Origin of the sequence: Plantactinospora solaniradicis (assembly GCF_042658085.1) — a bacterium.
GTDB lineage: Bacteria > Actinomycetota > Actinomycetes > Mycobacteriales > Micromonosporaceae > Plantactinospora > Plantactinospora solaniradicis.
Genome location: NZ_JBHSPR010000007.1, coordinates 838742 through 861045, shown reverse-complemented (window position 1 = coordinate 861045; position 22304 = coordinate 838742). Strand labels below are relative to the sequence as shown.

Here is a 22304-nt window from a genome sequence, read left to right as displayed (position 1 = left end):
GTACCACCGACACATCGTCAACGATCAACCACTACAAGATCGACAGGACACGCCCTAGTCGCCCTACTCCGAGAGGCCGGGGAGCGCCGGTCGTGTCACGGTCGGTGCGCGCTGCCGTCGGTCGCGCGCAGCAGCGCCCAGCGGTCGTGGTCGAGCGGCGCGGTGACCGGGTGCCGCCGCGCCGCCGACTCGTCGAAGTCGACGCCCAGGCCCGGCGCCGGGCTCGGGTGGAACCGGCCCGCGACCGGTACCGGCGCGCCCGGAAAGACCTCCAGCGTGGCGTCCCGGAAGGTCGCCGCCTCCTGCACGCCGAAGGCCGGCGAGGAGATGTCGAGCGCCACATTGGCCGCCTGCCCGACCGGGCTCACGTCGCCCGGTCCGTGCGGAGCGGTCCGTACCCCGAAGAGTTCGCAGGCGGCCACCAGCTTGCGGGTCGGGGTCAGCCCGCCGAGCGTGGGGATGCGGATCCGGGCGTAGTCGATTACGCGCTGCTCCAGCAGCGGCAGGTACTGGGCGACGTCCGCGTAGAGTTCGCCGACGGCGACCGGGGTGCTGCCGGCCGTGCGCAGCCCGGGGAAGTGGGCGGCGTCCTCGGGTGCGAGGGCGTCTTCGAGGAAGTACAGCCGGGCGTCCTCGACCGCCCGGACGAACTGGCGGGCCTGGGCGGGCGTCATCCGCTCGTGCGCGTCGTGCAGCAGCTCGACGTCGGGGCCGACGCGGTCGCGTACCGCGACGAGCGCCGGGGGCACGTGTCGCAGGTAGGCCAGGCTGTCCCAGGACTCCCGGCGCATCCGCCGGCGTTCGGCCTGCCGTTCGTCCGTGGGCGCCGTGCCGTAGGTGTCCGTTCCGGGTACGGCCAACTGGACCCGGACGTGCCGGTAGCCGCGGTCCCGGGCGGCGAGGACGAGGTCCGCCACCTCGTCGACGTCCACCCCGTCGACGTGGGTGTACGCCTCGGCGTACTCGCGGGCCCGGCCGCCGAGCAGTTGGTACAGGGGGAGGCCGGCCACCTTGCCCTTGATGTCCCAGAGCGCGACGTCGATCGCGGCGAGGGCGTTGTTGGCGATCGAGCCGCCCCGCCAGTAGCCGCTGTTGAGCAGCAGCCGGTGCAGGTCCTCGATGTCCGCCGGGTCCCGGCCGAGCAGCATCGGCCCGAGGTAGTCGTCCACGACGGACCGGATGGCGAGGGTCCGTTGCGGATCGCTGGCGCAGCCGAGCCCGTACAGGCCGGGCTGGTCGGTCTCGACCCTGGTGATGACGTACGGGCAGCCCTGTGGGGCGCACAGGAAGGTCCGGACCCCGGTGACCCGGGCGCCACCGACGCTGGGAACGTCCCACGGCGCGGGGGCCAGGACCGCTGCGTGGCCGGGTGATTCCACTGAGGGGGGCGGCGCCATCGCAGTGCCCTTCCTGGACTCGTCGACGTTGTTGACACTATATATCAAATTGATTTACGTTCTGTTTCCTTGGCCTGACCAGGAGCCGCCCGCAGGGATGGAAGAGGCGCAGCGTGAACCGATACTTACGTCGAACGGCCCGCACCTACCTCTCGATCGCGACGATCCTCGCGCTCGCCGGCGCCGCCACCGCCTGTAGTCCGGGCGGAGACGACCAGGCGAACGGCAACAACCTGACGATGTGGACGTTCAAGCAGTCCCACGTCGCGGCGCTACAGAAGGCCGCCGAAACCTTCAAGCAGAAGACCGGCATCGGAGTGACCGTCGAGGCGATCACCCCGGATGACGCGTTCATCGCCCGCGTCCAGGCCGCCGCGCAGACCCGCGGCCTGCCCGACGTCTTCGAGGTGCACACCAACGGCGACGACTTCACCTTCGGTGCCGCCGGCCTGTTGGAGGACCTCACCGAGGAGGCCAGCTGGACCGGCCGCTACCTGCCCTCGGTTGCCGCCGAGGGGACCGTCACCGAGCGGTACTACAAGCAGTCCCAGGAGAAGGGCGCCAAGACCGCCGGGATCAAGCTGAACCAGCGGTTCAGCGTGCCGCTGACGATCGGAACCTTCGGCATCGTCTACGCCAACAAGGAGCGGCTGGCGGCGGCGGGCGTGACCGGGTCGCCGAAGACCTGGGAGGAGTTCGTCGCCGCGCTGGAGGCGGTCCGGAAGGTGCGTCCGAACGACGGTGGGCTGAGCATCGGCTTCCAGGCGCCGACCACCGGCATGGAATGGCTGATGCAGCCGATGGCCTACGGAAAGCTGGGCAAGGACGGTTTCACCGGGCTGTTCTCCAACGACCCGGCGAAGAACTGGACCTCGCCCAACGGCCGGGCCGTGCTGGAGACGTACAACCAGGTGACGCCGTACTGGATGCCGGGCACCCAGACCCTGACCATCGACGACGCCGACATCGCGTTCGCCCAGGGCAAGTCGTCGTTCGACATCGGCGGCACGTTCACCCTGGCGTTCCTGGTGCAGAACGGGATGAAGGCCGACAACATCGTCACGTTCCCGGTGCCCTCGCCCACCGGCGGTGCGGTGCCCGACCTGAGCCTCGCGCCGTTCGCCCTGACCGGGCTCTCGGTCTCGGCGACGACCGGCAACAAGGACGGCGCGGTCAAGTGGCTGGACCACCTGGCACAGCCCGAGGTCGCGGCCCAGTTCGCCAAGGACGCGCTGGACGTACCCCCGGTCGATCTCGGTGCCGACCCGACGGCGACGCTCGGCCCGGTGCTCGGCGCGATGATCAGCTCGTTCGGCTCGGGCGCTCAGGCGTACAACCCCGGTGACACCACCCACCAGCCGCCGTCGTACGACGCGGCGGTGGTGGCCCGGTCGCTGATGGAACTCACCCCGCTGAAGAAGGCCGACGTGCCGGCCGCCGGAGCGGGGCTGCAAAAGATCATCGACGGGTACTGGGCAGGGAAATGACCACCGATGTTCCTCCGTCGCTCGGTGCGGTCACGGTCACCCGTGGCCGCGCCGGGCGGGGCTCCGGACGGCGGCGGCGTTACCAGGGCCGGGAGGTGGCCTGGGCGTACGCCTTCGTGGCCCCGGCGATCGTCCTGTTCGCCGTCATGGGCGTCTACACGCTGTTCTGGGGCCTGCAACTCTCGTTCGTACGCTGGAACGGGCTGACCCCGACCTGGATCTGGGTCGGCGTGCAGAACTACCTCGACCTACTCTGGGCCAGTCCGGTCTTCTCGCCGCCGGTACGGGCGGCGGCGACGAACACGGTCTGGGTGATGATCGCGGCACCGCTGCTCACCGTCGTGATCTCCTTTCCACTGGCCCTCGCCCTGAACCGGGCCCGCCGATTCGTCGGGCTGCTGCGCTCGGTCTACTTCGTCCCGTACATCACCACCGGGATCGCGGTCTACCTGGCCTGGCAGTACGTCCTGGAGCCCAACGGCGCGATCAACACGCTGCTCGGCGCGCTCGGGCTCGGCTCGCTGGCCCAACCGCAGGGGTGGCTCGGCAATCCCGACACCGCCCTGCCGACGCTGATCGTGATCATGGTCTGGTCCGCGGTTCCCGTCGCGACGCTGCTCTACCTGACCGGACTGCAGACCATCGACCCGGCGCTGACCGAGGCGGCCCAGATCGACGGCGCGGGGTGGTGGCGGGTGAACCTCAGCGTGGTGTGGCCACTGCTGCGCGGCATCACCGCGGTCATCGTGCTGCTCAACCTGCGCGACGCACTCCAGGGCTTCCAGATCTTCCTCATCATGACCGACGGCGGTCCCGGCGACCACACGAACGTGCTCGGCCTGCAGACGTACCGGCTCGCGTTCCAGTCGGAACTCGCCCCGACGCTGGGGCTCGCCAGCGCCCTGGGCTGGATGCTCTTCCTCGCCGCGCTCGTGGTGGCCTTCGTCAACCTCCGCGTCACCCGGGAGCGGTGATGGCGATCAGTGCCGCGCCGGCCTCGACCCGGGCCACCGCCGCGCCCACCCGCGCGCCGAAGCGGGCCCGCCGGTGGCCGCTCCAGGTCGTCATCGCCCGGACGGTCGTCGCGCTGCTGCTCGCCGGGTACGCCGTGGTGAGCCTCTATCCATTCCTCTGGATGGTCTCGGCGGCCTTCAAGACCCAGCAGGAGGTCATCGCCGGCGGCCACCTCGTTCCGCGCGACCCCACCCTGGGCACGCTGGTCGACACCTGGAACCGGCTGCACTTCTTCGACTACTTCGTCAACAGCCTCCAGGTGACCGTGGCCACCACCGTCGGCGTCGTGGTGATCTACTCGGCGGCCTCGTACGCCTTCGCCGTCCTGCACTTTCCCGGCCGGGTCGCGCTCTACCGGCTCTTCGTCGCGCTGCTCTTCGTGCCCGGCGTCGTCACGCTGCTTCCCGTCGTCCTGCTGGAGAACCGGCTGGCGATCCTCGGTACCCACCTCGGCCTGGTCCTGCCGTTCATCAACGGGACCGCGCCGTTCGCGGTCCTGCTGCTGACCAACGCGTTCCGGGCGGTGCCGGCCGAACTGCGCGACTCGGCGCGGGTGGACGGCGCCGGCGAACTGCGGATCTTCGCCCGGGTGTACCTGCCGCTCGCCCGTCCGGCCCTGGTGACGATCGCGCTGCTGACCGCGATTCCGACCTGGAACGAGTACCTGCTGACCCGGGTCTCGCTCAACGACCCCGCCACCTACACCCTGCCGATCGCCCTCCAGGCGCTGAAGTCCTCGCAGGTGGTGCAGTACAACTCGTTGATGGCCGGCGCGCTGATCGTCGTCATCCCGGTCATCATCGGATTCCTCGCCGCCCAGCGGTACTTCGTCAACGGCCTGACCGGGGCGATCAAGGGTTGATCGGGAAGTAGAGGGAGAGCATGTCCGAGCAGGAAACCCGGCGCTCCGCGCTGGGCGCCGACGACGTCGTCCTGGTCACCGGTGCGGCCGGCGTCATCGGCGGGGTCGTCGTGCCACACCTGGCCGACTCGGGGCTGCGGGTCGTCGCCGTAGACCGGTCGCCGTTCGCCAGCCCCAAGGCCGAACTGGTACTCGTCGGCGACGTCCGGGACCGGGCGTTCGTCGAGGAGAGCCTGCGCCCGTACGGCCGTCCGGTCGACGCCGTCGTGCACCTCGCCGCGATCCCCGCCCCCGGCCAGGTGCCCGAGGACGAGACCCTCGCGCAGAACGTCCAGGGCGCCTACCTCGTCCTCGACGGCGCCGGCCGGGCGGGCGTACGGTGCGCGGTCGCGGCATCCAGCGTCGCGGCGTACGGGTACGCCTGGGCCGGGCGGGACCTGTCCCCGCCGTACGTGCCGATCGACGAGGAACAGGCGTCGGTGGCGGTCGACTCGTACGGGCTGTCGAAGACGGTGACCGAGCAGGTCGGTGCGTTCGCCACCCGGCGGTGGGGAATCCCGACCACCCTGCTGCGGTTTCCGTTCGTCGGCGACGGTGAGCGGCTGGCGTCCCAGTTGGCGCGGATCCGGCGGGACGTGGCCGGCAACCGCCGGGAGCTGTGGGCGTGGCTCGACACCCGGGACGCGGCCCACGCCGTCCACGCCGTGCTGACCTCCGGGCTCACCGGCCACCACGTCGTGAACATCGCCGCACCCGACACCTCGACGACGGTGCCGACCGCCGAACTCCTTTCCCGGTTCCACCCGGCCACCCAGGTCCGGGCACCGCTGCGCGGCGTCGACTCGCTGGTGGACAGCTCCGCCGCGCGCCGGCTGTTCGGCTTCGAGACCCGGCACGGCTGGCGCGACGAGCCCGCCATCCGCTGACCGGTTCACGGTGATCGACGCCGCCATCCGCTGACCGGATCGCCGCGACGACGCGAGCATCTTCGCCGCCGTGCCCGAATCTTGTCGGAGCGGATGGATTGCGCCCGCCGCGCTCGTCGTTCCGGACGAATACGCACCCGCCGACCGTCCCTACGGTGAGGCGCATGGTGAATCTGGACGAGACCGGGACCTGGCTGCGACAGCACCTGCCGGCGCTGCTCGCCGAGCACCAGGTGCCCGGCGCGGCGGTCGCGGTGCTGGTCGACGACCAGGTGGTGGACCACGCGGCAGGGGTGCTCAGCATGTCGACCGGGGTCGCGGCCACCGTCGACTCGGTGTTCCAGATCGGCTCGATCACCAAGGTCTGGACGGCCACCCTCGTCATGCAGTTGATCGACGAGGGCCGGCTGGACCTCGACGCGCCGGTCCGGCGGTACCTGCCGGAGTTCCGCCTCGGCGACGAGTCGGCGGCGGCGACCATCACCGTGCGGCACCTGCTGTGCCACACGTCCGGCTTCGAAGGCGACGTGTTCACCGACACCGGCTCCAATGAGGACTGCGTCGAGAAGTACGTCGGGGCGCTGGGCGAGGTCGGCCAACTCTTCGCGCCGGGGGAGATGTTCTCCTACAACAACGCGGCGTTCTGCGTACTCGGTCGGGTCGTCGAGGTGCTCCGGGGGATGCCGTTCGAGCGGTGCCTGCGCGAGCACCTGTTCACCCCGCTCGGGTTGACCCACGCGGCGAACGGCGCGGACGAGGCCATCCTGTACCGGGCCGCCGTCGGGCACGTCCAGCCGACACCGGACGCGCCGCAGCAGCCGGCACCGGTCTGGTCGCTGGTCCGCTCGAACGCTCCGGCCGGGTCCCGACTGGCGATGCGTCCCCGGGACCTGCTGGCGTTCGCCCGGATGCACCTCGACGAGGGCGTGGCGGCGGACGGCAGCAGGGTGTTGAGCCCGGCCAGCGTGGCGGCGATGGGGCAACGGCAGGTCGAACTGCCCGAGGTGGGCCTGATGGGCGGCGCCTGGGGTCTCGGCTGGGAGGTCTACGACTGGCCGGGCGGCCCGGTCCTGGCTCACGACGGCGGCACGGTCGGGCAGGCGGCGTTCCTGCGGGTGGTGCCGGGCCGGCGGGTCGCGGTGGCCCTGCTGACCAACGGCGGCGACGCCGTCGCCCTCTACACCCGGCTCTACGGACACCTGCTGCCGGAACTCGCCGGAGTCGAGGTGCCGCCGATGCCGACGCCGCCGGTCCGGCCGAAGCGGGTCGACGCCAGCCGGTTCGTCGGCACGTACGCCTCCGAGGTGGTCGACCTGACCGTCAGCCAGGACGACGACGGGCGCGTCTGGCTGGAACAGGTTCCGAAGGGGCTACTGGCCGAGATCGGCCGTCAGGTCGAGCGCAAGGAACTCGTCCGCCCCGACCTCGTCCGTTCCGATGCAGCCGGTTCCGATGTCGTCGGCGCCGACGGGGACATCGAGCCGGACGACGGCACCTTCATCCCGGTCCAGCCGATCCAGGGCGTACATCCGGCGCTCAGCTTCGTCGGGGCCGACGGAACCGGCCGGGCGCTGTACCTGCACAACGGGCGGGCCAACCGCCGCGTCAGCCCGGCCTGACCGGCGCCGACACCCGTACGGAAAGGAGGCGTGACGAGGCCGGCGGCGACAGCCGGTGCGGCCGAGCGAAGACAGGCCGGGTCGGCGCGGGGCGGCTGCGGCAGAGGAAGACCGGCGGTTGTGGAGGCACGATGAAAACTTTTCTGACCACCGCGGTAGTCGGCGGGGTCGTGCTCGCCCTCGCCGCCTGCGGTGGCGGCGACGGCTCCGGGGACGGCTCCGGAGGCCAGCAGTTGGTCAACGGCAAGACGTTCACCATGGTGCTCGGCTCCGACCCGGGCAACCTCGACCCGCACTTCACCTCGTTGGCCAGCGCGCAGCAGGTGGACCGGTTCCTCTACGACTCCCTGCTCAACGTCGACGAGAAGGGCACGATCGTCGCCGGCCTGGCCGAGAAGTGGGAGGCGACGACCACCACGGCCACGTTCACCCTGCGCAAGGGGATCACCTGCTCGGACGGTACGCCGCTGACCGCGACCCAGGTGGCCGAGAACATCAGCTTCGTCGGCAAGCCGGACAACGCCTCGACCCGCCTCGGGTTGTTCGTGCCGGCGGGCGCGACCGCCACCGCCGACGACGCGGCCGGCGTGGTGACGGTGACGTCGCCGAACCCCGCCTCGTTCCTCGCGCTCAACGTCGGCTCCCTGCACATCGTCTGCGGCAAGGGTTTCGCCGATCGTGGCCTGCTGGCCAGGGGCGCGGACGGCACCGGCATGTTCACCGTGACCGAGGCGGTCGCCGACGACCACTACACGCTGACCCGCCGCAAGGACTACGCGTGGGGACCCGGGGACTGGAAGACCGACCAGCAGGGCCTGCCGGACAAGGTCGTGTTCCGGATCGTCGCGAACGAGACGACCGCCGCCAACCTGCTGATCTCCGGAGAGGTGAACGCCGTGCAGCTCGTCGGCGCGGACAAGCAGCGGTTGCAGTCGATGCGGAAGTTCCAACGCGAGGTGGTCGCGCCGCTCGGTGAGTTGTGGTTCAACCAGAAGCCCGGGATGCCCGGTGCCGACGAGGCGGTCCGGCGGGCACTGACCCAGGCACTGGACCTGAACCAGCTCGGCCAGGTGCTCAGCAGCGGGACGGGCAAGGCGTCGACCAGCCTGGTCGCCCCCCGGCTGAGCCCGTGCAGCGAGAACACCGTCGGAACGAGCCTGCCCGGCCACGACGTGGCGGCGGCGAAGTCGGCCCTGGACGCCGCCGGCTGGACGGCCGGGGCGGACGGCGTGCGGGCGAAGGGCGGCACGAAGCTGTCGATGACGTTCTACTACCCGACCAGTGTCGGGCCGACGTTGAAGGCGGGCGCCGAACTGCTGCAGAAGCTCTGGGGCGAGGTCGGGGTCCAGGTCACGCTCCGGAGCGTGACCGACGCGGAGATCGGTGAGCTGATCGTCGGAGGCAAGGGCACCTGGGGCGCGACGTTCCTGCCGCTCAGCGTGACGCTGCCGACCGAACTGGTGCCGTTCCTGTCCGGTCCCACCCCGCCGAACGGCAGCAACTTCTCCGGGATCCAGAACGAGCAGTACGCCGCGGCCGTCCGCGAGGCCTCGGCGATCGCCGGCGCGGCCGGCTGCGCCAAGTGGGCCGAGGCGGAGCGGGCGCTGTTCCAGCACGTCGACGTCGTCCCGTTCGTGGACTCCACGGTGCCCACGTTCGGCAGCGGTGCCACGTACGAGTTGACCCGCGGCAGCGTCGCGCCGTCCTCGGTCCGGATGCTGGGCTGAGGGGGCCGTATTGGTGACGAGTGCGACCGTCGACGCCCGCAGCCTCGCCGGACTGGCCGACAACGCCTGGCTGCGGTTCGCGGTGCGCCGCCTGGCGCGGCTGCTGGTCTCGGTCTGGGTGCTGGTCACGGCGGCCTTCCTGATGATCCACCTGATCCCCGGCGATCCGGTCCGGGCCTCGCTCGGCACCACCGCACCGCTGGAGCTGGTGAACGAGCGCCGCGCCGCGCTCGGCCTGAACGACCCGTTCTGGTTGCAGTACCTCCACTACCTGCGGAACCTGCTCACCGGCGAGCTGGGCACCTCGATGACGTCCGGCCTGCCGGTGTCGCAGGTGCTCGGCGATCGCCTTCCGGCAACCGCGGAACTGGCCGTGTCGGCGTCCGCGCTGGCCCTGGCGATCGCGGTCCCGCTCGGCCTGCTGATGGCGGTGCTGACCCGTGGGGGCCGGCGCCGGCACGTCGAACTGGGCTTCACCTCCGGCAGCGTGGTCCTCGCCGCGGTTCCCGAGTTCCTGCTGGCGGTCGGCCTGGTCTACGTCTTCGGCGTGACCCTGGGCTGGGTGCCCGTCGCCGGGCGCGCCGGCCCCGGCTCGTACGTGCTGCCGGTCCTGGCTCTCGCGGTGAGCCCGGCCGCCGTGCTCGCCCGGATCGTCCGGGTGGAGACGCTCACGGTTCTCCAGGCCGACTACGTCCGCACCGCGCGGGCCAAGCGCCTGCCGGCCCACCTCGTCTACCTGCGGCACGCCCTGCCGAACGCGATGACCGCGACGCTCACGCTGGGCGGGCTGTTGCTGGGCGGCATGGTCGCCGGGACCGTACTGGTGGAGAACGTCTTCGCCTGGCCGGGCCTGGGCAGCACGATCGTGGCGTCGATCCTCGGCAAGGACCTTCCGGTCATCCAGGGCGTCGTGCTCGTCTACGGCCTCGGTGTGCTGCTGGTCAACCTGGCCGTCGACATCGCCCTGGCGCTGCTCGACCCCCGCTCGACGATCAGGGAGGACTGACGGTGGCCCGGCGACGATGGGGGCGTGCCCTGGCCACGCCGCTCGGTGCGAGCGCGGCGACGCTGCTGGTCGGTGTGCTGCTGCTGGCCGCCCTGGCGCCGGTGCTGTGGTCGGACCGGGCCACCGAGGTGGACACCGGCCAGATCCTCCAGGGGGCGTCACCGGCGCACTGGGTCGGCACCGACGCCCTGGGCCGGGACATCTTCTTCCGGCTGCTGGTCGCCACCCGGCTCTCGGTCGGGCTGGCGCTGCTGGCCACCGCGATCGGCGTGCTGACCGGTCTGCTGCTCGGTACCGCGCCACTGCTGCTGGGCGTCCGGCTGGGCCGGCTGGTGACCGCCGCGGTGAACATCGCCGTGGCGTTTCCCGGACTGCTGCTGGCGCTGTTCTTCGCGGTCATCTTCGGGGTCGGCGCGACCGGCGCGCTGCTGGCGATCGGCTTCGCGATCGCGCCGGGCTTCGCCCGGCTGACCCACACCCTGGTGTCCGGCGTGGCCGCTCTCGACTTCGTCGCGGCGGCCCGGATCGCCGGGATCGGGCGGTTCCGGGTCCTGGTCCGGCACATGCTTCCCAACGTCGCCGAGCCGCTGGTGGTGAACGCGACCATCACGGCCGGCAACGCACTGCTGGCGTTCGCCGGGCTGTCCTTCCTCGGTCTGGGCGTGCAGGCGCCGTCCTACGACTGGGGCCGGCTGCTCGGCGAAGGGCTGGGCGGCATCTACGTCCATCCGGAGGCCGCCCTCGCGCCCGGCGTGGCCGTGATCGTCGCCGGCCTGGCGTTCAACCTGTTCGGCGAGGTCGTCGCCAAGGGCATCGGGTTGCGTACCCCGGTCGTCCGGGCGGGGCGGCGGGACAAGCTGGCCCCGCCCCCGGCACCGGCACCGGCACCGGCCCCGGCGGTGCCGGCCGCCGCGCCCGCCGACGGGCCGGTGCTCGCCGTCGACGACCTACGGGTCAGCTTTCCCGGCCCGGACGGTCGGGTCAGCCCGGTGCGCGGGATCAGCTTCGAGGTGCGCCGGGGTGAGGCGGTCGGGATCGTCGGGGAGTCCGGATCCGGCAAGAGCCTGACCGCGCTCGCGGTCGCCCAGTTGATCGAGGAGCCTGGCCGGGTGAGTGCCGGCCGGCTGGAGTTTCTCGGCCACGGGCTGCTGGGCGGCCCGACCCGGGCCCGCCGCAGGCTGCTCGGCGCCTCGTTCGCCCTGGTGTTCCAGGATCCGACGGCGTCGTTCAACCCGACCCGCCGGATCGGCCGGCAGCTCGCCGAGGTCGCCGAGGAGCACGGCGGCCTGAACCGCAGGGCGGCGCTGGCGCGCGCCGTCGACCGGCTCCGTGCGGTACGGGTGCCGGCACCCCGTCGACGCGCCGGGCAGTTCCCGCACGAGTTCTCCGGTGGGATGCGCCAGCGAGCCATGATCGGCATGGGACTGATGGGCGACCCGGCGCTGATCGTCGCGGACGAGCCGACCACCGCGCTGGACGTGACGGTGCAGCGGCAGGTGCTGCGGCTGCTGGCGGACATCCGGGCCGCCGACGACGTCGCGCTGCTGCTGATCAGCCACGACATCACCGTCGTCGGTCAGGTCTGCGACCGGATCCTGGTGATGTACGCCGGGCGGATCGTGGAGGAGTTGCCGGCCACGGACCTGTCCACCGGCGCCCGGCACCCGTACACCCGGGCCCTGCTGGCGGCGGTGCCCGACATGGCGACCGATCGGACGGTACCGCTGCCGGTCATCCCCGGCCGTCCGGCGGACCCCGCGCGGCCGCCCGCCGGTTGTGCGTTCGCCCCGCGCTGCACGCTGGCCGACGAGCGGTGCTCGACCGAGGAGCCTCCGCTGGTGGCGGACGTTCCCGGCCGCCGGGTGGCGTGCTGGTACGCCGATCCCGGCCCGGCGGCGGTGCTGCGGATCGGGCACTCCGCACCGGTCGGGGCGGGTGAGCGTGGTGAGTGACCTGACGTTCGAGAACGTCACGGTGCGGTACGGCACCCGTCGACGCGGTCTGACGGCCGTCGACGGAGCGGACCTGACCGTACCGGCGGGCACGGTGGTCGGCCTGGTCGGCGAGTCCGGCTCGGGCAAGTCCACACTGGCCCGGGCGGCGGTGGGACTGACGCCCGTCACCGGCGGACGGATCCTGCTCGGCGGGGATCCGGTGCACCGGATCGGCGGAGGCGGCAACCCCCGACCGCTCCAGATGGTCTTCCAGGACCCGTACTCCTCCCTCGATCCCCGGATGACGATCGGCGACTCGATCGCCGAGGCGGTTCCGCGCCGCGTCGTCCGGGGCTCGGTCGCCCGCCGGGCCGAGGTGACGCGGCTGCTGGAGCTGGTCCACCTGCCCACCGACGGCGCGGACCGCTATCCGGCGGAACTCTCCGGCGGCCAGCGGCAACGGGTGGCACTGGCCCGCGCGCTGGCCGGCCGACCCGAGGTCGTCATCGCGGACGAGATCACCTCGGCGCTCGACGTGTCCATTCAGGGCACCGTGCTAAACCTGGTCCAGGACCTGCGTCGGCAGATCGGGCTCTCGATGCTGTTCATCTCGCACAACCTGGCGGTGGTGCGCTACGTCAGCGACATCATCGCGGTGATGTACCTCGGCCGGATCGTCGAGTACGGATCCGTCGACGAGGTGCTGGGGGACCCCCAGCACCCGTACACCCGGGAGCTGCTCGCCGCCGCACCGCGGCCCGGGGGCGCCTTACTGGCCGTACCCGACGACGATCCGGCCCTGCTCGCCGTCGCCGACACCGAACCCGCCGATCCGCACCATCCGCCGCCCGGCTGCCGATTCCATCCGCGTTGCCCGGTCGGCCCGCTGGTGCATCCCGACCGCCAGGTCTGCCTGACGAGCGAGCCGTCAGCCACCCCGCACCGCCACCGGGCCGCCTGCCACTTCGCCGCGACGACCGATTCCGCAACCCTGCCATGAGCCCTGTGGCCGCCACCCCAGCGAGGAGAAGCCGGTGACCCGACGCCAGCGCATCGAGGACCTGACCCTGATTGCCGTGCCGGAGCAGCCCGCGTTGTCCCCGGACGGCACCCGCATCGTGTACGTGCTGCGCGGCAGCGACGCCGAGGCGGACCGGACCGTGCGGACGCTGTGGCACGTCGGCGCCCGGGACGGGAAACCGACGCAACTGACCCGGGGCCGGAACGACTCGTCGCCGTCGTGGTCGCCGGACGGCACCCGGCTGGCGTTCCTGCGCGCCGAGGACGGTCCCGCACAACTGTGGCTGCTGCCCCCCGACGGCGGCGAGCCGGAGCAGGTGACGCGGCTGCCGCTGGGTGCCGGGGCACCGGTGTGGAGCCCGGACGGCAGGACGATCGCGTTCGCCGCCCCGGTCGACCTGCACGCCGACCCCGACGAGCCCGACGACGTCCGGAAACGCCGCGCCGACCAACCGGTCGTGGTGGACCGGCTGGACTACCAGGCCGACGGCACGGGCCTGCTGCGGGGCGTCCGCAAGCATCTGCACGTGCTCGACCTGGCCACCGGGAACTGCCGCCAGGTGACCAGCGGCGGTTGGCACGCCGGCACCCCCGCCTGGTCGCCGGACGGCGCCCGGTTGGCCTTCGCCGCGGCGACCGGGCCGGACGCCGATCTGACGATCCGGGCGCCGATCCACGTCATCGAGGTCGACGGCGACCGGGCCGACCCCCGACCGGTCGGGCTGACCGACGGAGTTGCCGGTCCGGTCCGGTGGACCGCCGACGGTTCCACCCTGCTGGCCGTCGGCATCGCCGGTGCGCCGGTCGGCCACGCCGGCCTGCTGCGGGTACCGCTCGACGGTGGCCCGGTGCGGGACCTCGCCGCGCCGCTGGACCGGAACGTGATGCCCGGCGGTCCGGGGTACCCGGGCGCTGTGCCGCAGCTCACCGGTGACGGCGACACCGTGCTGTTCTGCGTCCGCGACCGTGGCTGCACCCACCTGTACGCCGTGCCGGCCGAGGGCGGCACGCCGCGTCCACTCGTCACGGGCGCCGGGCGCAACGTCGCCGGGCTCTCCGTCGCCGGGAACACCGCCGCGATCCTGCTCGGCACCGCCACCTCGTTCGGCGAGATCGTGACGGTCGACATCGCCACCGGTGCCGAGTCGGTCCGCACCGACCACGGCGCGAGCCTGGGCGAGGTCGAGCTGTTCCCGCACGAGGAGCGCGAGTTCGTCGTGTCGGACGGCACGGTCGTGCACGGCTGGCTGCTGCGCGACCCGGAGGCGGCCGGGCCGCTGCCGCTGCTGATCGACATCCACGGTGGACCGCACAACGCCTGGAACGGCGGGGCCGACCAGATCCACCTCTACCACCAGGAACTCGCCGCGCGCGGCTGGGCGGTACTGCTGCTCAACCCCCGGGGCAGCGACGGATACGGCGCACGGTTCTTCACCGCCGGGCTGGACGCCTGGGGAGTGTCGGACGCGAAGGACTTCCTGGAGCCGATCGACGCGCTGGTCGCCGAGGGCCTGGCGGATCCGCGTCGGCTGGCGGTGGCCGGGTACAGCTACGGCGGCTATATGACCTGCTATCTGACCAGTCGTGACGACCGGTTCGCGGCCGCGGTCGCGGGCGGCGTGGTCAGCGACCTGACCAGCATGGTCGGTACCTCCGACGAGGCGCACTTCCTCAGCGGGTACGAGCTCGGCGGCCCACCGTGGGCGGATCGCGACCGGTACGCCGCGATGTCGCCACTGACCCGGATCGACGAGGTACGCACCCCGACCCTGATCGTGCACGGTGCCGCCGACCTGCGCTGCCCGATCGGGCAGGCCCAGCAGTGGCACACCGCGCTGCGCGAGCGGGGCGTGCCCACCCAGATGGTGCTCTACCCCCAGGCGTCGCACCTGTTCATCCTGGACGGGTCGCCGTCGCACCGGATCGACTTCAACCGGCGCATCCTGGACTGGGTACAGCGGTACGCCGGAGACGTCGGCGGCCCCGCTCCGGCCCCGATCGATGCCCGGCACTGGCAGCGTCGGCTGGCCGTGCTGGCGGAGCGCCACGGGGTGCCCGGTGCCGCACTGGGCATCCTGCGCCTGGGCCGGGGCGGCGAGGACGAACTGGTCGAGGCGGCGTACGGGGTGTTGAACAAGGACACCGGGGTGCCGACGACCACGGATTCGGTCTTCCAGATCGGCTCCATCTCCAAGGTGTGGACGGCGACCGTACTGCTGCAACTCGTCGACGAGGGCCTGCTCGACCTGGACGCCCCGGTCGTGGAGGTGCTGCCGGAGCTGCGGTTGGCCGACCCGACGGTGACCAAGCAGGTGACGGTCCGGCACCTGCTCACCCACACCAGCGGCATCGACGGCGACGTCTTCACCGACACCGGCCGGGGCGACGACTGTCTGGAGAAGTACGTCGCCGGGCTGGCCGAGGTGACGCAGAACCATGCCCTCGGTGTCACCTGGTCGTACTGCAACTCCGGCTTCTCGCTCGCCGGACGGGTGATCGAGAAGCTGACCGGCGGCACCTGGGACGCCGCCATGCGGGAGCGCGTCTTCACCCCGCTCGGCCTGCGGCGTACCGGCACCCTGCCGGAGGAGGCGCTGCTGCACCGGGCCGCGGTGGGACACGTCGGCGAGGGCGGGGCGGAACCGACCCGCGCGCCGGTGTGGGGACTGCCCCGGGCGCTCGGACCCGCCGGCCTGATCACCTCGACCGTCGCGGACGTGCTCGGCTTCGCCCGGGCGCACCTGACCGGCGGACTGGCGCCGGACGGCAGCCGGTGGCTGAGCGAGGCGAGCGCCACGGCGATGGCAGCCAAGCACGCCGACCTGCCGGACAGGTACACGCTGGGCGACTCGTGGGGCCTGGGCTGGATCCGGATGACCTGGGACGGCTCCGGGCTGATCGGCCACGACGGGAACACCATCGGGCAGGCGGCGTTCCTGCGGCTCCTGCCCGAGGCCGGGCTGGCGGTGACCCTGCTGACCAACGGCGGGAACACCCGCGACCTGTACGAGGACCTGTACCGGGAGATCTTCGCCGAGCTGGCCGGCGTGACGATGCCGCACCCGCTCGCTCCACCGGCCGACCCGGTGACCGTGGACGTCGGTCCGCACCTGGGGACGTACGAGCGGGCCGGTTCCCGGCTGGAGGTGCTGGCCGGCGACGACGGGCCGGTGCTGCGTACCACGGTCACCGGGCCGCTGGCGGCGCTGGTGCCCGACCCGGTCCAGGACTACCCGATGGTGCCGCTGCACGGGGACCTCTTCGTGGTCCGCCAGCCGGGCGCCCGTACCTGGACGCCGGTGACCTTCTACCGGCTCGCGGCGGGCGAGCGGTACCTGCACTTCGGGGCCCGCGCGACCCCGAAGGTCGGCTGAGATGGCCGGCGAGGCGCCGCTGGACCGGTTCCGGGCGGCGCTGCCGGCGATGCTGGCCGACATCGAGGCGCTGGTGACGTGCGAGTCACCGTCGGCGGACCACGCCGCGGTGGCGGCCAGCGCCGAGGTGGTCGCCCGGATCGGTACCCGGCTGCTCGGGGTGGCACCGGAGCGGATCGTCCTCGACGGCTGCACCCACCTGCGCTGGCGGCTCGGGGACGGGCCGACCCGGGTGCTGCTGCTCGGCCACCACGACACGGTGTGGCCGCTGGGAACGCTGGCCACCCATCCGTTCGACGTGACCGACGGCGTACTGCGCGGACCGGGCTGCGTCGACATGTTGGCCGGTCTGGTGCTGGGGTTGCACGCCGTGGCGACGTTGGCCGACCGGTCCGGGGTGACGATCCTGGTGACCGGCGACGAGGAACTCGGTTCGCCGAGTTCGCGGGCGCTCGTCGAGGCCGAGGCGGCCGGCTGTGCCGGTGCCCTGGTGCTGGAGGCGGCGGCCGGCGGCGGCGCGCTCAAGACCGAGCGCAAGGGCGTGTCGCGGTACCGGGTGGAGGTGACCGGGCTGGCCGCGCACGCCGGGCTGGAACCGGAGCGTGGCGTGAACGCCACGGTGGAGCTGGCGCACCAGGTGCTCGCGGTGAACGCCCTCGGCGACCCGGCCCGGGGTACGACCGTCACGCCCACGCTGATCGCGGGCGGCACCACCACCAACACCGTTCCGGACGCGGGCGGCTTCGCCGTCGACGTGCGGGCCCGGGACGCCGCCGAGCAGGACCGGGTGGACGCGGCGATGCGCGCGCTGGCGCCGGTGCTGCCCGGGGCCCGGCTGGCGGTGACCGGCGGGCCCAACCGGCCGCCGCTCGCGGCGAGCGCGTCGGCGGAACTGTTCGCGCTCGCCGAGGTGCTCGCCGCGCGACTCGGGTTGCCGCCGCTGCGCGGCGCCGCCGTGGGTGGCGGCTCGGACGGCAACTTCACGGCGGGGATCGGCACGCCGACCCTGGACGGTCTGGGTGCGGTCGGTGGTGGGGCGCACGCCGACGACGAGCACGTGCTCGTGGCGGAGCTGCCCGGCCGGGCGGCGCTGGTGGCGGCGCTCACCGAACATCTTCGCGGTCAGGGCGGGGAGCGGCCCGCCGCCGGGTGCCGGTCCACCCCGACCAAATCGCCCGCCGGCTCTGGTCCCCGCTGACCATGACGCGGCTCGATCCGGACGGGACCATGGAGTGCGTGACCGACCCCCACCCTTACCACCCGGGAGTGCCGCCGTCGCCCGACACGGCCGTCGCCCCGGCCGTCGGCGCGATGGCCGACAGCGCGGCCGACACGGCCGCGCGGGCGGCCGGCGTCACCGTCCGCCACCTCGCCGACCTCGCCGACTTCCGCGCGGTGTACCGGCTGTACGAGGGGATCTGGCGACCCGAACCGACGAATCCCCCGGTGACCACGGAACTGTTGCGCGCGCTGGCGAAGGCGGGCAACTACGTCGCCGGGGCGTACGACGGTGGGCTGCTGGTGGGCGCCTGCGTGGGCTTCTTCGGCCCGCCGGGGGAGCGGTCGATGCACAGCCACATCGCCGGGGTCTCCGGGGCGGCCCTGGGCCGCAGTGTCGGCTTCGCCCTCAAGCTGCACCAGCGGGCCTGGGCACTGCGTCGTGGAGTGTCCACGATCGGCTGGACGTTCGACCCGTTGGTCTGCCGCAACGCGTACTTCAACCTGTCCAAGCTGGCGGCGGTGCCGGTGCAGTACCTGCCGAACTTCTACGGCGCGATGAACGACGGCATCAACGGCAGCGACGACACCGACCGGTTGCTGGTGAGCTGGGAACTCGCCGCCGCCACCGTCGTGTCGGCCTGTGCCCGGTCGCTGGCACCCCACGACGTCGAGGCGGAGCGGGCGCGCGGGGCCGTGGTCGCGCTGGGACGGTCCGACCGCAACCGCCCGGTGACCGGCAGGACCGACGGTAACGTCCTGCTGGTGGCGGTGCCGGCGGACATCGCGACGGTGCGCCGGACGGATCCGGGTGCCGCGAAGGAGTGGCGTGTCGCGGTCCGCGACGTGCTGGCGCCGCTGATGGCCGAGGGGGCCCGGGTGGCCGGCTTCGACCGCTCCGGGTGGTACGTGGTGACGCGGGAAACGAGGAAGGACAGCCGATGAAGCTCACCGGAGTGGAACTGCGCCGGATCCGGATGCCGTTGGTGGCACCGTTCCGGACCTCCTTCGGAACGGAGACGTCCCGGGACGTCCTGCTGCTCCGGGTGGTGACGGCGGAGGCCGAGGGCTGGGGCGAGTGCGTGGCGATGTCGGAGCCGCTCTACTCCTCGGAGTACGTGGAGGCGGCCGGGGACGTGCTGCGCCGGTTCCTGATTCCGGCGCTCGCGGCGCAGCCGGGCCTGGACGCCAACCGGGTGGCCCCGGCGCTGGCCCCGGTCAAGGGCCATCGGATGGCGAAGGCGGCGCTGGAGACCGCGGTGCTCGACGCCGAGCTGCGCGCCGCGGGCCGGTCGCTCGCCCGGGAGCTGGGGGCGGTACGCGAGAGCGTCCCCTGTGGAGTCTCGGTCGGCATCATGGACTCGGTCGGCGAACTGCTGGACGCGGTGGACGGTTACCTGGCGGCCGGATACGTCCGGATCAAGCTGAAGATCGAGCCGGGGTGGGACGTCGAGCCGGTGCGCGCCGTACGGGAGCGCTTCGGTGACGACGTCCTGCTCCAGGTGGACGCGAACACCGCGTACACCCGGGCGGACGCTCGGCACCTGGCCCAGCTGGACCCGTTCGACCTGCTGCTGATCGAGCAGCCGCTGGACGAGGAGGACCTGCTCGGGCACGCGGAACTGGCCCGGGTCATCCGTACGCCGGTCTGCCTGGACGAGTCGATCACCTCGGCGCGGGCCGCCGCCGACGCCATCGCGCTGGGGGCGTGCGCGATCGTGAACGTCAAGCCGGGCCGGGTCGGCGGCTACCTGGAGGCGCGCCGGGTCCACGACGTGTGTGTGGCGCACGGCGTGCCGGTCTGGTGCGGCGGCATGCTGGAGAGCGGGATCGGCCGGGCCGCGAACGTGGCGCTGGCGGCGCTGCCCGGTTTCACGCTGCCCGGCGACACCTCCGCCTCGGATCGCTACTACCGGACCGACGTCACCGCTCCGTTCGTGCTCGCGGACGGCCATCTCGCCGTGCCGACCGGTCCGGGGATCGGCGTCGAGCCGGTTCCCGACGCCCTGGCGGCGCTCACCACCGGCACCGAGTGGCTGCCGCTGTGACCTGATCTTCGTGCGGCCGGACGAGCCGGCCGTACGATGTTGTGCGCCGCGACGAACTAGGCTGGGCAGCCAGATTCTAGCTTCGGACGGTGCTCGTTCCCGTGATCCGACGACCCCATGCCAGCCTCGGCCGCGTACTCGACGACCTCGGAGCGACGCTGCTGGAGTTGATCCACGGTGACCCGGACCAGGTGGTCGACATCGGCGGGGTCGCCATCCACGATCCGCTCGACGAGCCGGCCCTGCCCCGACAGGCGCTGGTGCTGGGGATCGGGGTACGGGAGCCGGACGAGATCGCCCTGCTGCTGCGTACGCTCGGCCGGCAGCGGGCGGCCGGCCTGGTGCTGCGCTCCCCGGTCGCGGTGACCGAGGCGGTGACGGCAGCCGTCGTGGAGTCCGGCGTGGCGTTGCTGGGGCTGACCCGGGGGGCGTCCTGGGCGCAGTTGGCGGCGCTGCTGCGGTCGTTGCTCGCCGAGGGCGACGTCGGTGACGTGGGCCGGGAGACGCTGGGCGGTATGCCGTCCGGCGACCTGTTCGCCCTCGCCAACGCCGTCGCGGCGCTGCTGGACGCGCCGATCACCATCGAGGACCGCAACCTGCGGGTGCTGGCGTTCTCCGGCCGGCAGGACGAGGCCGACCGGTCCCGGGTCGAGACGATCCTCGGCCGGCAGGTGCCGGAGCGGTACTCCCGGGTGCTGACCGAGCGGGGCGTCTTCCGAGAGCTGTACCGAAGCGACCAACCGGTGTACGTGGAGCCGCCCCGTACCGGACTGGACGAGTTCTCCATGCCCCGGGTGGCGGTCGCGGTGCGGGCCGGGGACGAGGTGCTCGGCTCGATCTGGGCGGCGGTCCGCGAGCCGCTGAGCGAGGAGCGCACCAGGGCGCTGTGCGACGCGGGCCGGCTGGTCGCCCTGCACCTGCTGCGGATCCGTGCCGGGGCGGACGTCGGACGCCGGCTGCGCGCGGACCTGGTCAGCACGGCGCTGGAGGGCGGTGCCGGTGCCCGGGAGGCCCTGACCCGGCTCGGCCTGGCGGACCAGCCGGTCGTCGTGCTCGCCCTCGCCGTGCTCGATGCCGGCCCCGACGGCGACCCGGTGCGGGTGGACCCCGGGGTCGCCACCGAGCGCCAGCGGCTCGGCGACGGGCTGGCGATGCACCTCAGTGCGCTGCATCCGAGGTGCGCGGCGGCGCTGGTCGGCAACGTCGCGTACGGGCTCGTGCCGGTGGCCGACGGGGTCGACGGCGAGCAGCGGGCGGTGCGGATCGCCACGGACTTCCTCGACCGGGTCGGCGACCGGGTGCGGACCGTCGTGGGCATCGGTCCGGTGGCCCGGGACGCGGCCGGGCTCGCCGCCGCCCGGGACAGCGCGGACCGGGCCCTGCGGGTGCTGCGCTCCGACGGTGGCCAGAGCCGCCGGGTCGCCCGCCTCGCCGACGTGTACGTCGAGGCGCTGGTGCTCGAGCTGCGTGACCTGGTCGCGGCGCGCGGCGATCGTCCCGCCGGCCCGGTCGCCAGGTTGTTCGCCTACGACGCGCAGCACCACACCAGTCTGGTCGAGACGCTCCGGGCCTGGCTGGACGCGTTCGGCGACGTGGTGGCGGCATCGGCCGCGCTGTACGTGCATCCCAACACGTTCCGCTACCGGCTGCGCCGGCTCGCCGAGGTGAGCGGGCTGGACCTGACCGACCCGCGGGCCCGGTTCGCCGCGATGCTCCAACTGCGGATCGTCTCGCCCCCGCCCGGCCCGGCGGATCCGCCGGACCGGGCCGGACCGTAGGGCCCCGCCCGGCCCGGTCCTCGATCAACTCGTGCTGTCGGGCCAGTTCACGGTGGGTGGCGACGCCTGCCCTGATGTGATTGGCGCATCACTGTCGACGCGTCGTACGCCGGTTATGGTTGACGCGTCAACGAAAGGGGGCGGGCCGTGCGGGCGATCAGGAAACGGTCATGACCGAGTCGTTGTCGCTGCCACGGATCGCCGTACTCGGCGCGGGGCACGTCGGTCCGGTGTTCGCCCGGGTCGCGATCGCCGCCGGCTACCAGGTGACGGTCGCGGCCTCCGGAGATCCCGAGAAGATCGCACTCATCACCCAGGTGCTGGTGCCGGGCGCCGAGCCGCGCTGGGCGGCCGACGCCGTCACCGACGCCGACATCGTGATGTTGGCGATCCCGCTGCACCGGTTCGCCGCCCTCGACCCGGCCCTGGTCGCCGACCGGCTCGTCGTGGACATGATGAACTACTGGCCGCCCACCGACGGCGTCCAGGAGATGTTCGAGGATCGCCGGTACGGCAGCAGCGAGATCGTCGCGCGTCGGCTTCCCCGGTCGACGATCGTCAAGACCCTGAACCACACCGGCTACCACGAACTCGAAGAGCAACGCCGGCCCGTGGGCTCTCCGGAACGGCGGGCGCTCGGTGTCGCCAGCGACGACAGGGGCGCGCGGGACCTCGTGGCCGACGTCGTCGAGCGAATCGGTTACGACGCCGTACGCCTGGACAGCCTGGCCGCCGGCCGGCTCCTCGAACCCGGCGGCCCCGTCTTCGGGGCGTCGCTGCGCCGCGCCGAGTTCGAGCGGGCCGTGGGCGCCGAATCCGCACCGGAACCGAGATCGCTGTAGCGCCGGCCGCCAGCCGGGTCGTTCCGCGCGTACCCGAACTCCTGCCCTGACC

General features: G+C 72.7%; 16 protein-coding genes. 15 read left to right on the top strand and 1 reads right to left on the bottom strand.

All coding sequences use genetic code 11. The features are described 5' to 3' along the window. Positions 1–95: 95 nt before the first annotated feature. A complete protein-coding gene (locus ACFP2T_RS09805) occupies positions 96–1379 on the bottom strand; it encodes an enolase C-terminal domain-like protein (protein ID WP_377419903.1) in 1284 nt (427 codons plus the stop codon). A 131-nt stretch (positions 1380–1510) separates the two neighbouring features. On the opposite strand from ACFP2T_RS09805, the gene ACFP2T_RS09800 reads away from it, so the two are divergent. The 15 genes from ACFP2T_RS09800 (at position 1511) to ACFP2T_RS09730 (ending at position 22252) form a co-directional block, all read left to right on the top strand. Beyond that, the gene (locus ACFP2T_RS09800) at positions 1511–2884 is read left to right on the top strand and encodes an ABC transporter substrate-binding protein (protein ID WP_377419901.1); all 1374 of its coding nucleotides are present in this window, start codon (positions 1511–1513) and stop codon (positions 2882–2884) included. Continuing rightward, entirely contained in the window at positions 2881–3858 is a 978-nt protein-coding gene (locus tag ACFP2T_RS09795; protein WP_377419899.1) for a carbohydrate ABC transporter permease, read from the top strand. The genes ACFP2T_RS09800 and ACFP2T_RS09795 overlap by 4 nt, the downstream gene beginning before the upstream one ends. After that, positions 3858–4760 (top strand): carbohydrate ABC transporter permease, encoded by a 903-nt coding sequence (locus ACFP2T_RS09790; protein ID WP_377419897.1) that lies wholly within the window; start codon positions 3858–3860, stop codon positions 4758–4760. The genes ACFP2T_RS09795 and ACFP2T_RS09790 overlap by 1 nt, the downstream gene beginning before the upstream one ends. A gap of 20 nt (positions 4761–4780) precedes the next feature. Next, on the top strand, positions 4781–5686 hold the full coding sequence (locus ACFP2T_RS09785) for an NAD-dependent epimerase/dehydratase family protein (RefSeq protein WP_377419895.1): 906 nt from the start codon (positions 4781–4783) through the stop codon (positions 5684–5686). 164 nt (positions 5687–5850) lie between these two features. Further along, positions 5851–7305: a serine hydrolase domain-containing protein gene (locus ACFP2T_RS09780; protein WP_377419893.1), complete on the top strand. Its 1455-nt coding sequence runs from the start codon at positions 5851–5853 to the stop codon at positions 7303–7305. Between the two features lie 131 nt (positions 7306–7436). Next, positions 7437–9032, top strand: a complete 1596-nt coding sequence (locus ACFP2T_RS09775) for an ABC transporter substrate-binding protein (protein WP_377419891.1) — start codon at positions 7437–7439, stop codon at positions 9030–9032. A gap of 13 nt (positions 9033–9045) precedes the next feature. Continuing rightward, complete coding sequence (locus tag ACFP2T_RS09770) at positions 9046–10038, top strand: ABC transporter permease (RefSeq protein ID WP_377419889.1); 993 nt, start codon at positions 9046–9048, stop codon at positions 10036–10038. A gap of 2 nt (positions 10039–10040) precedes the next feature. Continuing rightward, positions 10041–11990 carry a dipeptide/oligopeptide/nickel ABC transporter permease/ATP-binding protein gene (locus ACFP2T_RS09765; protein WP_377419887.1) on the top strand — a complete coding sequence of 650 codons (1950 nt, stop codon included), beginning with the start codon at positions 10041–10043 and terminating at the stop codon, positions 11988–11990. Further along, entirely contained in the window at positions 11983–12972 is a 990-nt protein-coding gene (locus ACFP2T_RS09760) for an ABC transporter ATP-binding protein (protein ID WP_377419885.1), read from the top strand. Before ACFP2T_RS09765 ends, ACFP2T_RS09760 begins: the two co-directional genes overlap by 8 nt. 34 nt (positions 12973–13006) lie before the next feature. Continuing rightward, the gene (locus ACFP2T_RS09755; protein WP_377419883.1) at positions 13007–16366 is read left to right on the top strand and encodes a serine hydrolase; all 3360 of its coding nucleotides are present in this window, start codon (positions 13007–13009) and stop codon (positions 16364–16366) included. Position 16367: 1 nt separating this feature from the next. Beyond that, entirely contained in the window at positions 16368–17564 is a 1197-nt protein-coding gene (locus tag ACFP2T_RS09750; protein WP_377419881.1) for a M20 family metallopeptidase, read from the top strand. Positions 17565–17602: 38 nt separating this feature from the next. After that, entirely contained in the window at positions 17603–18529 is a 927-nt protein-coding gene (locus ACFP2T_RS09745) for a GNAT family N-acetyltransferase (RefSeq protein ID WP_377419879.1), read from the top strand. Then, complete coding sequence (gene menC, locus ACFP2T_RS09740) at positions 18526–19632, top strand: o-succinylbenzoate synthase (RefSeq protein WP_377419877.1); 1107 nt, start codon at positions 18526–18528, stop codon at positions 19630–19632. Before ACFP2T_RS09745 ends, menC begins: the two co-directional genes overlap by 4 nt. A gap of 89 nt (positions 19633–19721) precedes the next feature. Beyond that, on the top strand, positions 19722–21410 hold the full coding sequence (locus tag ACFP2T_RS09735; RefSeq protein WP_377419875.1) for a PucR family transcriptional regulator: 1689 nt from the start codon (positions 19722–19724) through the stop codon (positions 21408–21410). 170 nt (positions 21411–21580) lie between these two features. Continuing rightward, positions 21581–22252: an NADPH-dependent F420 reductase gene (locus ACFP2T_RS09730; protein WP_377419873.1), complete on the top strand. Its 672-nt coding sequence runs from the start codon at positions 21581–21583 to the stop codon at positions 22250–22252. The last annotated feature ends 52 nt before the right edge of the window (positions 22253–22304 follow it).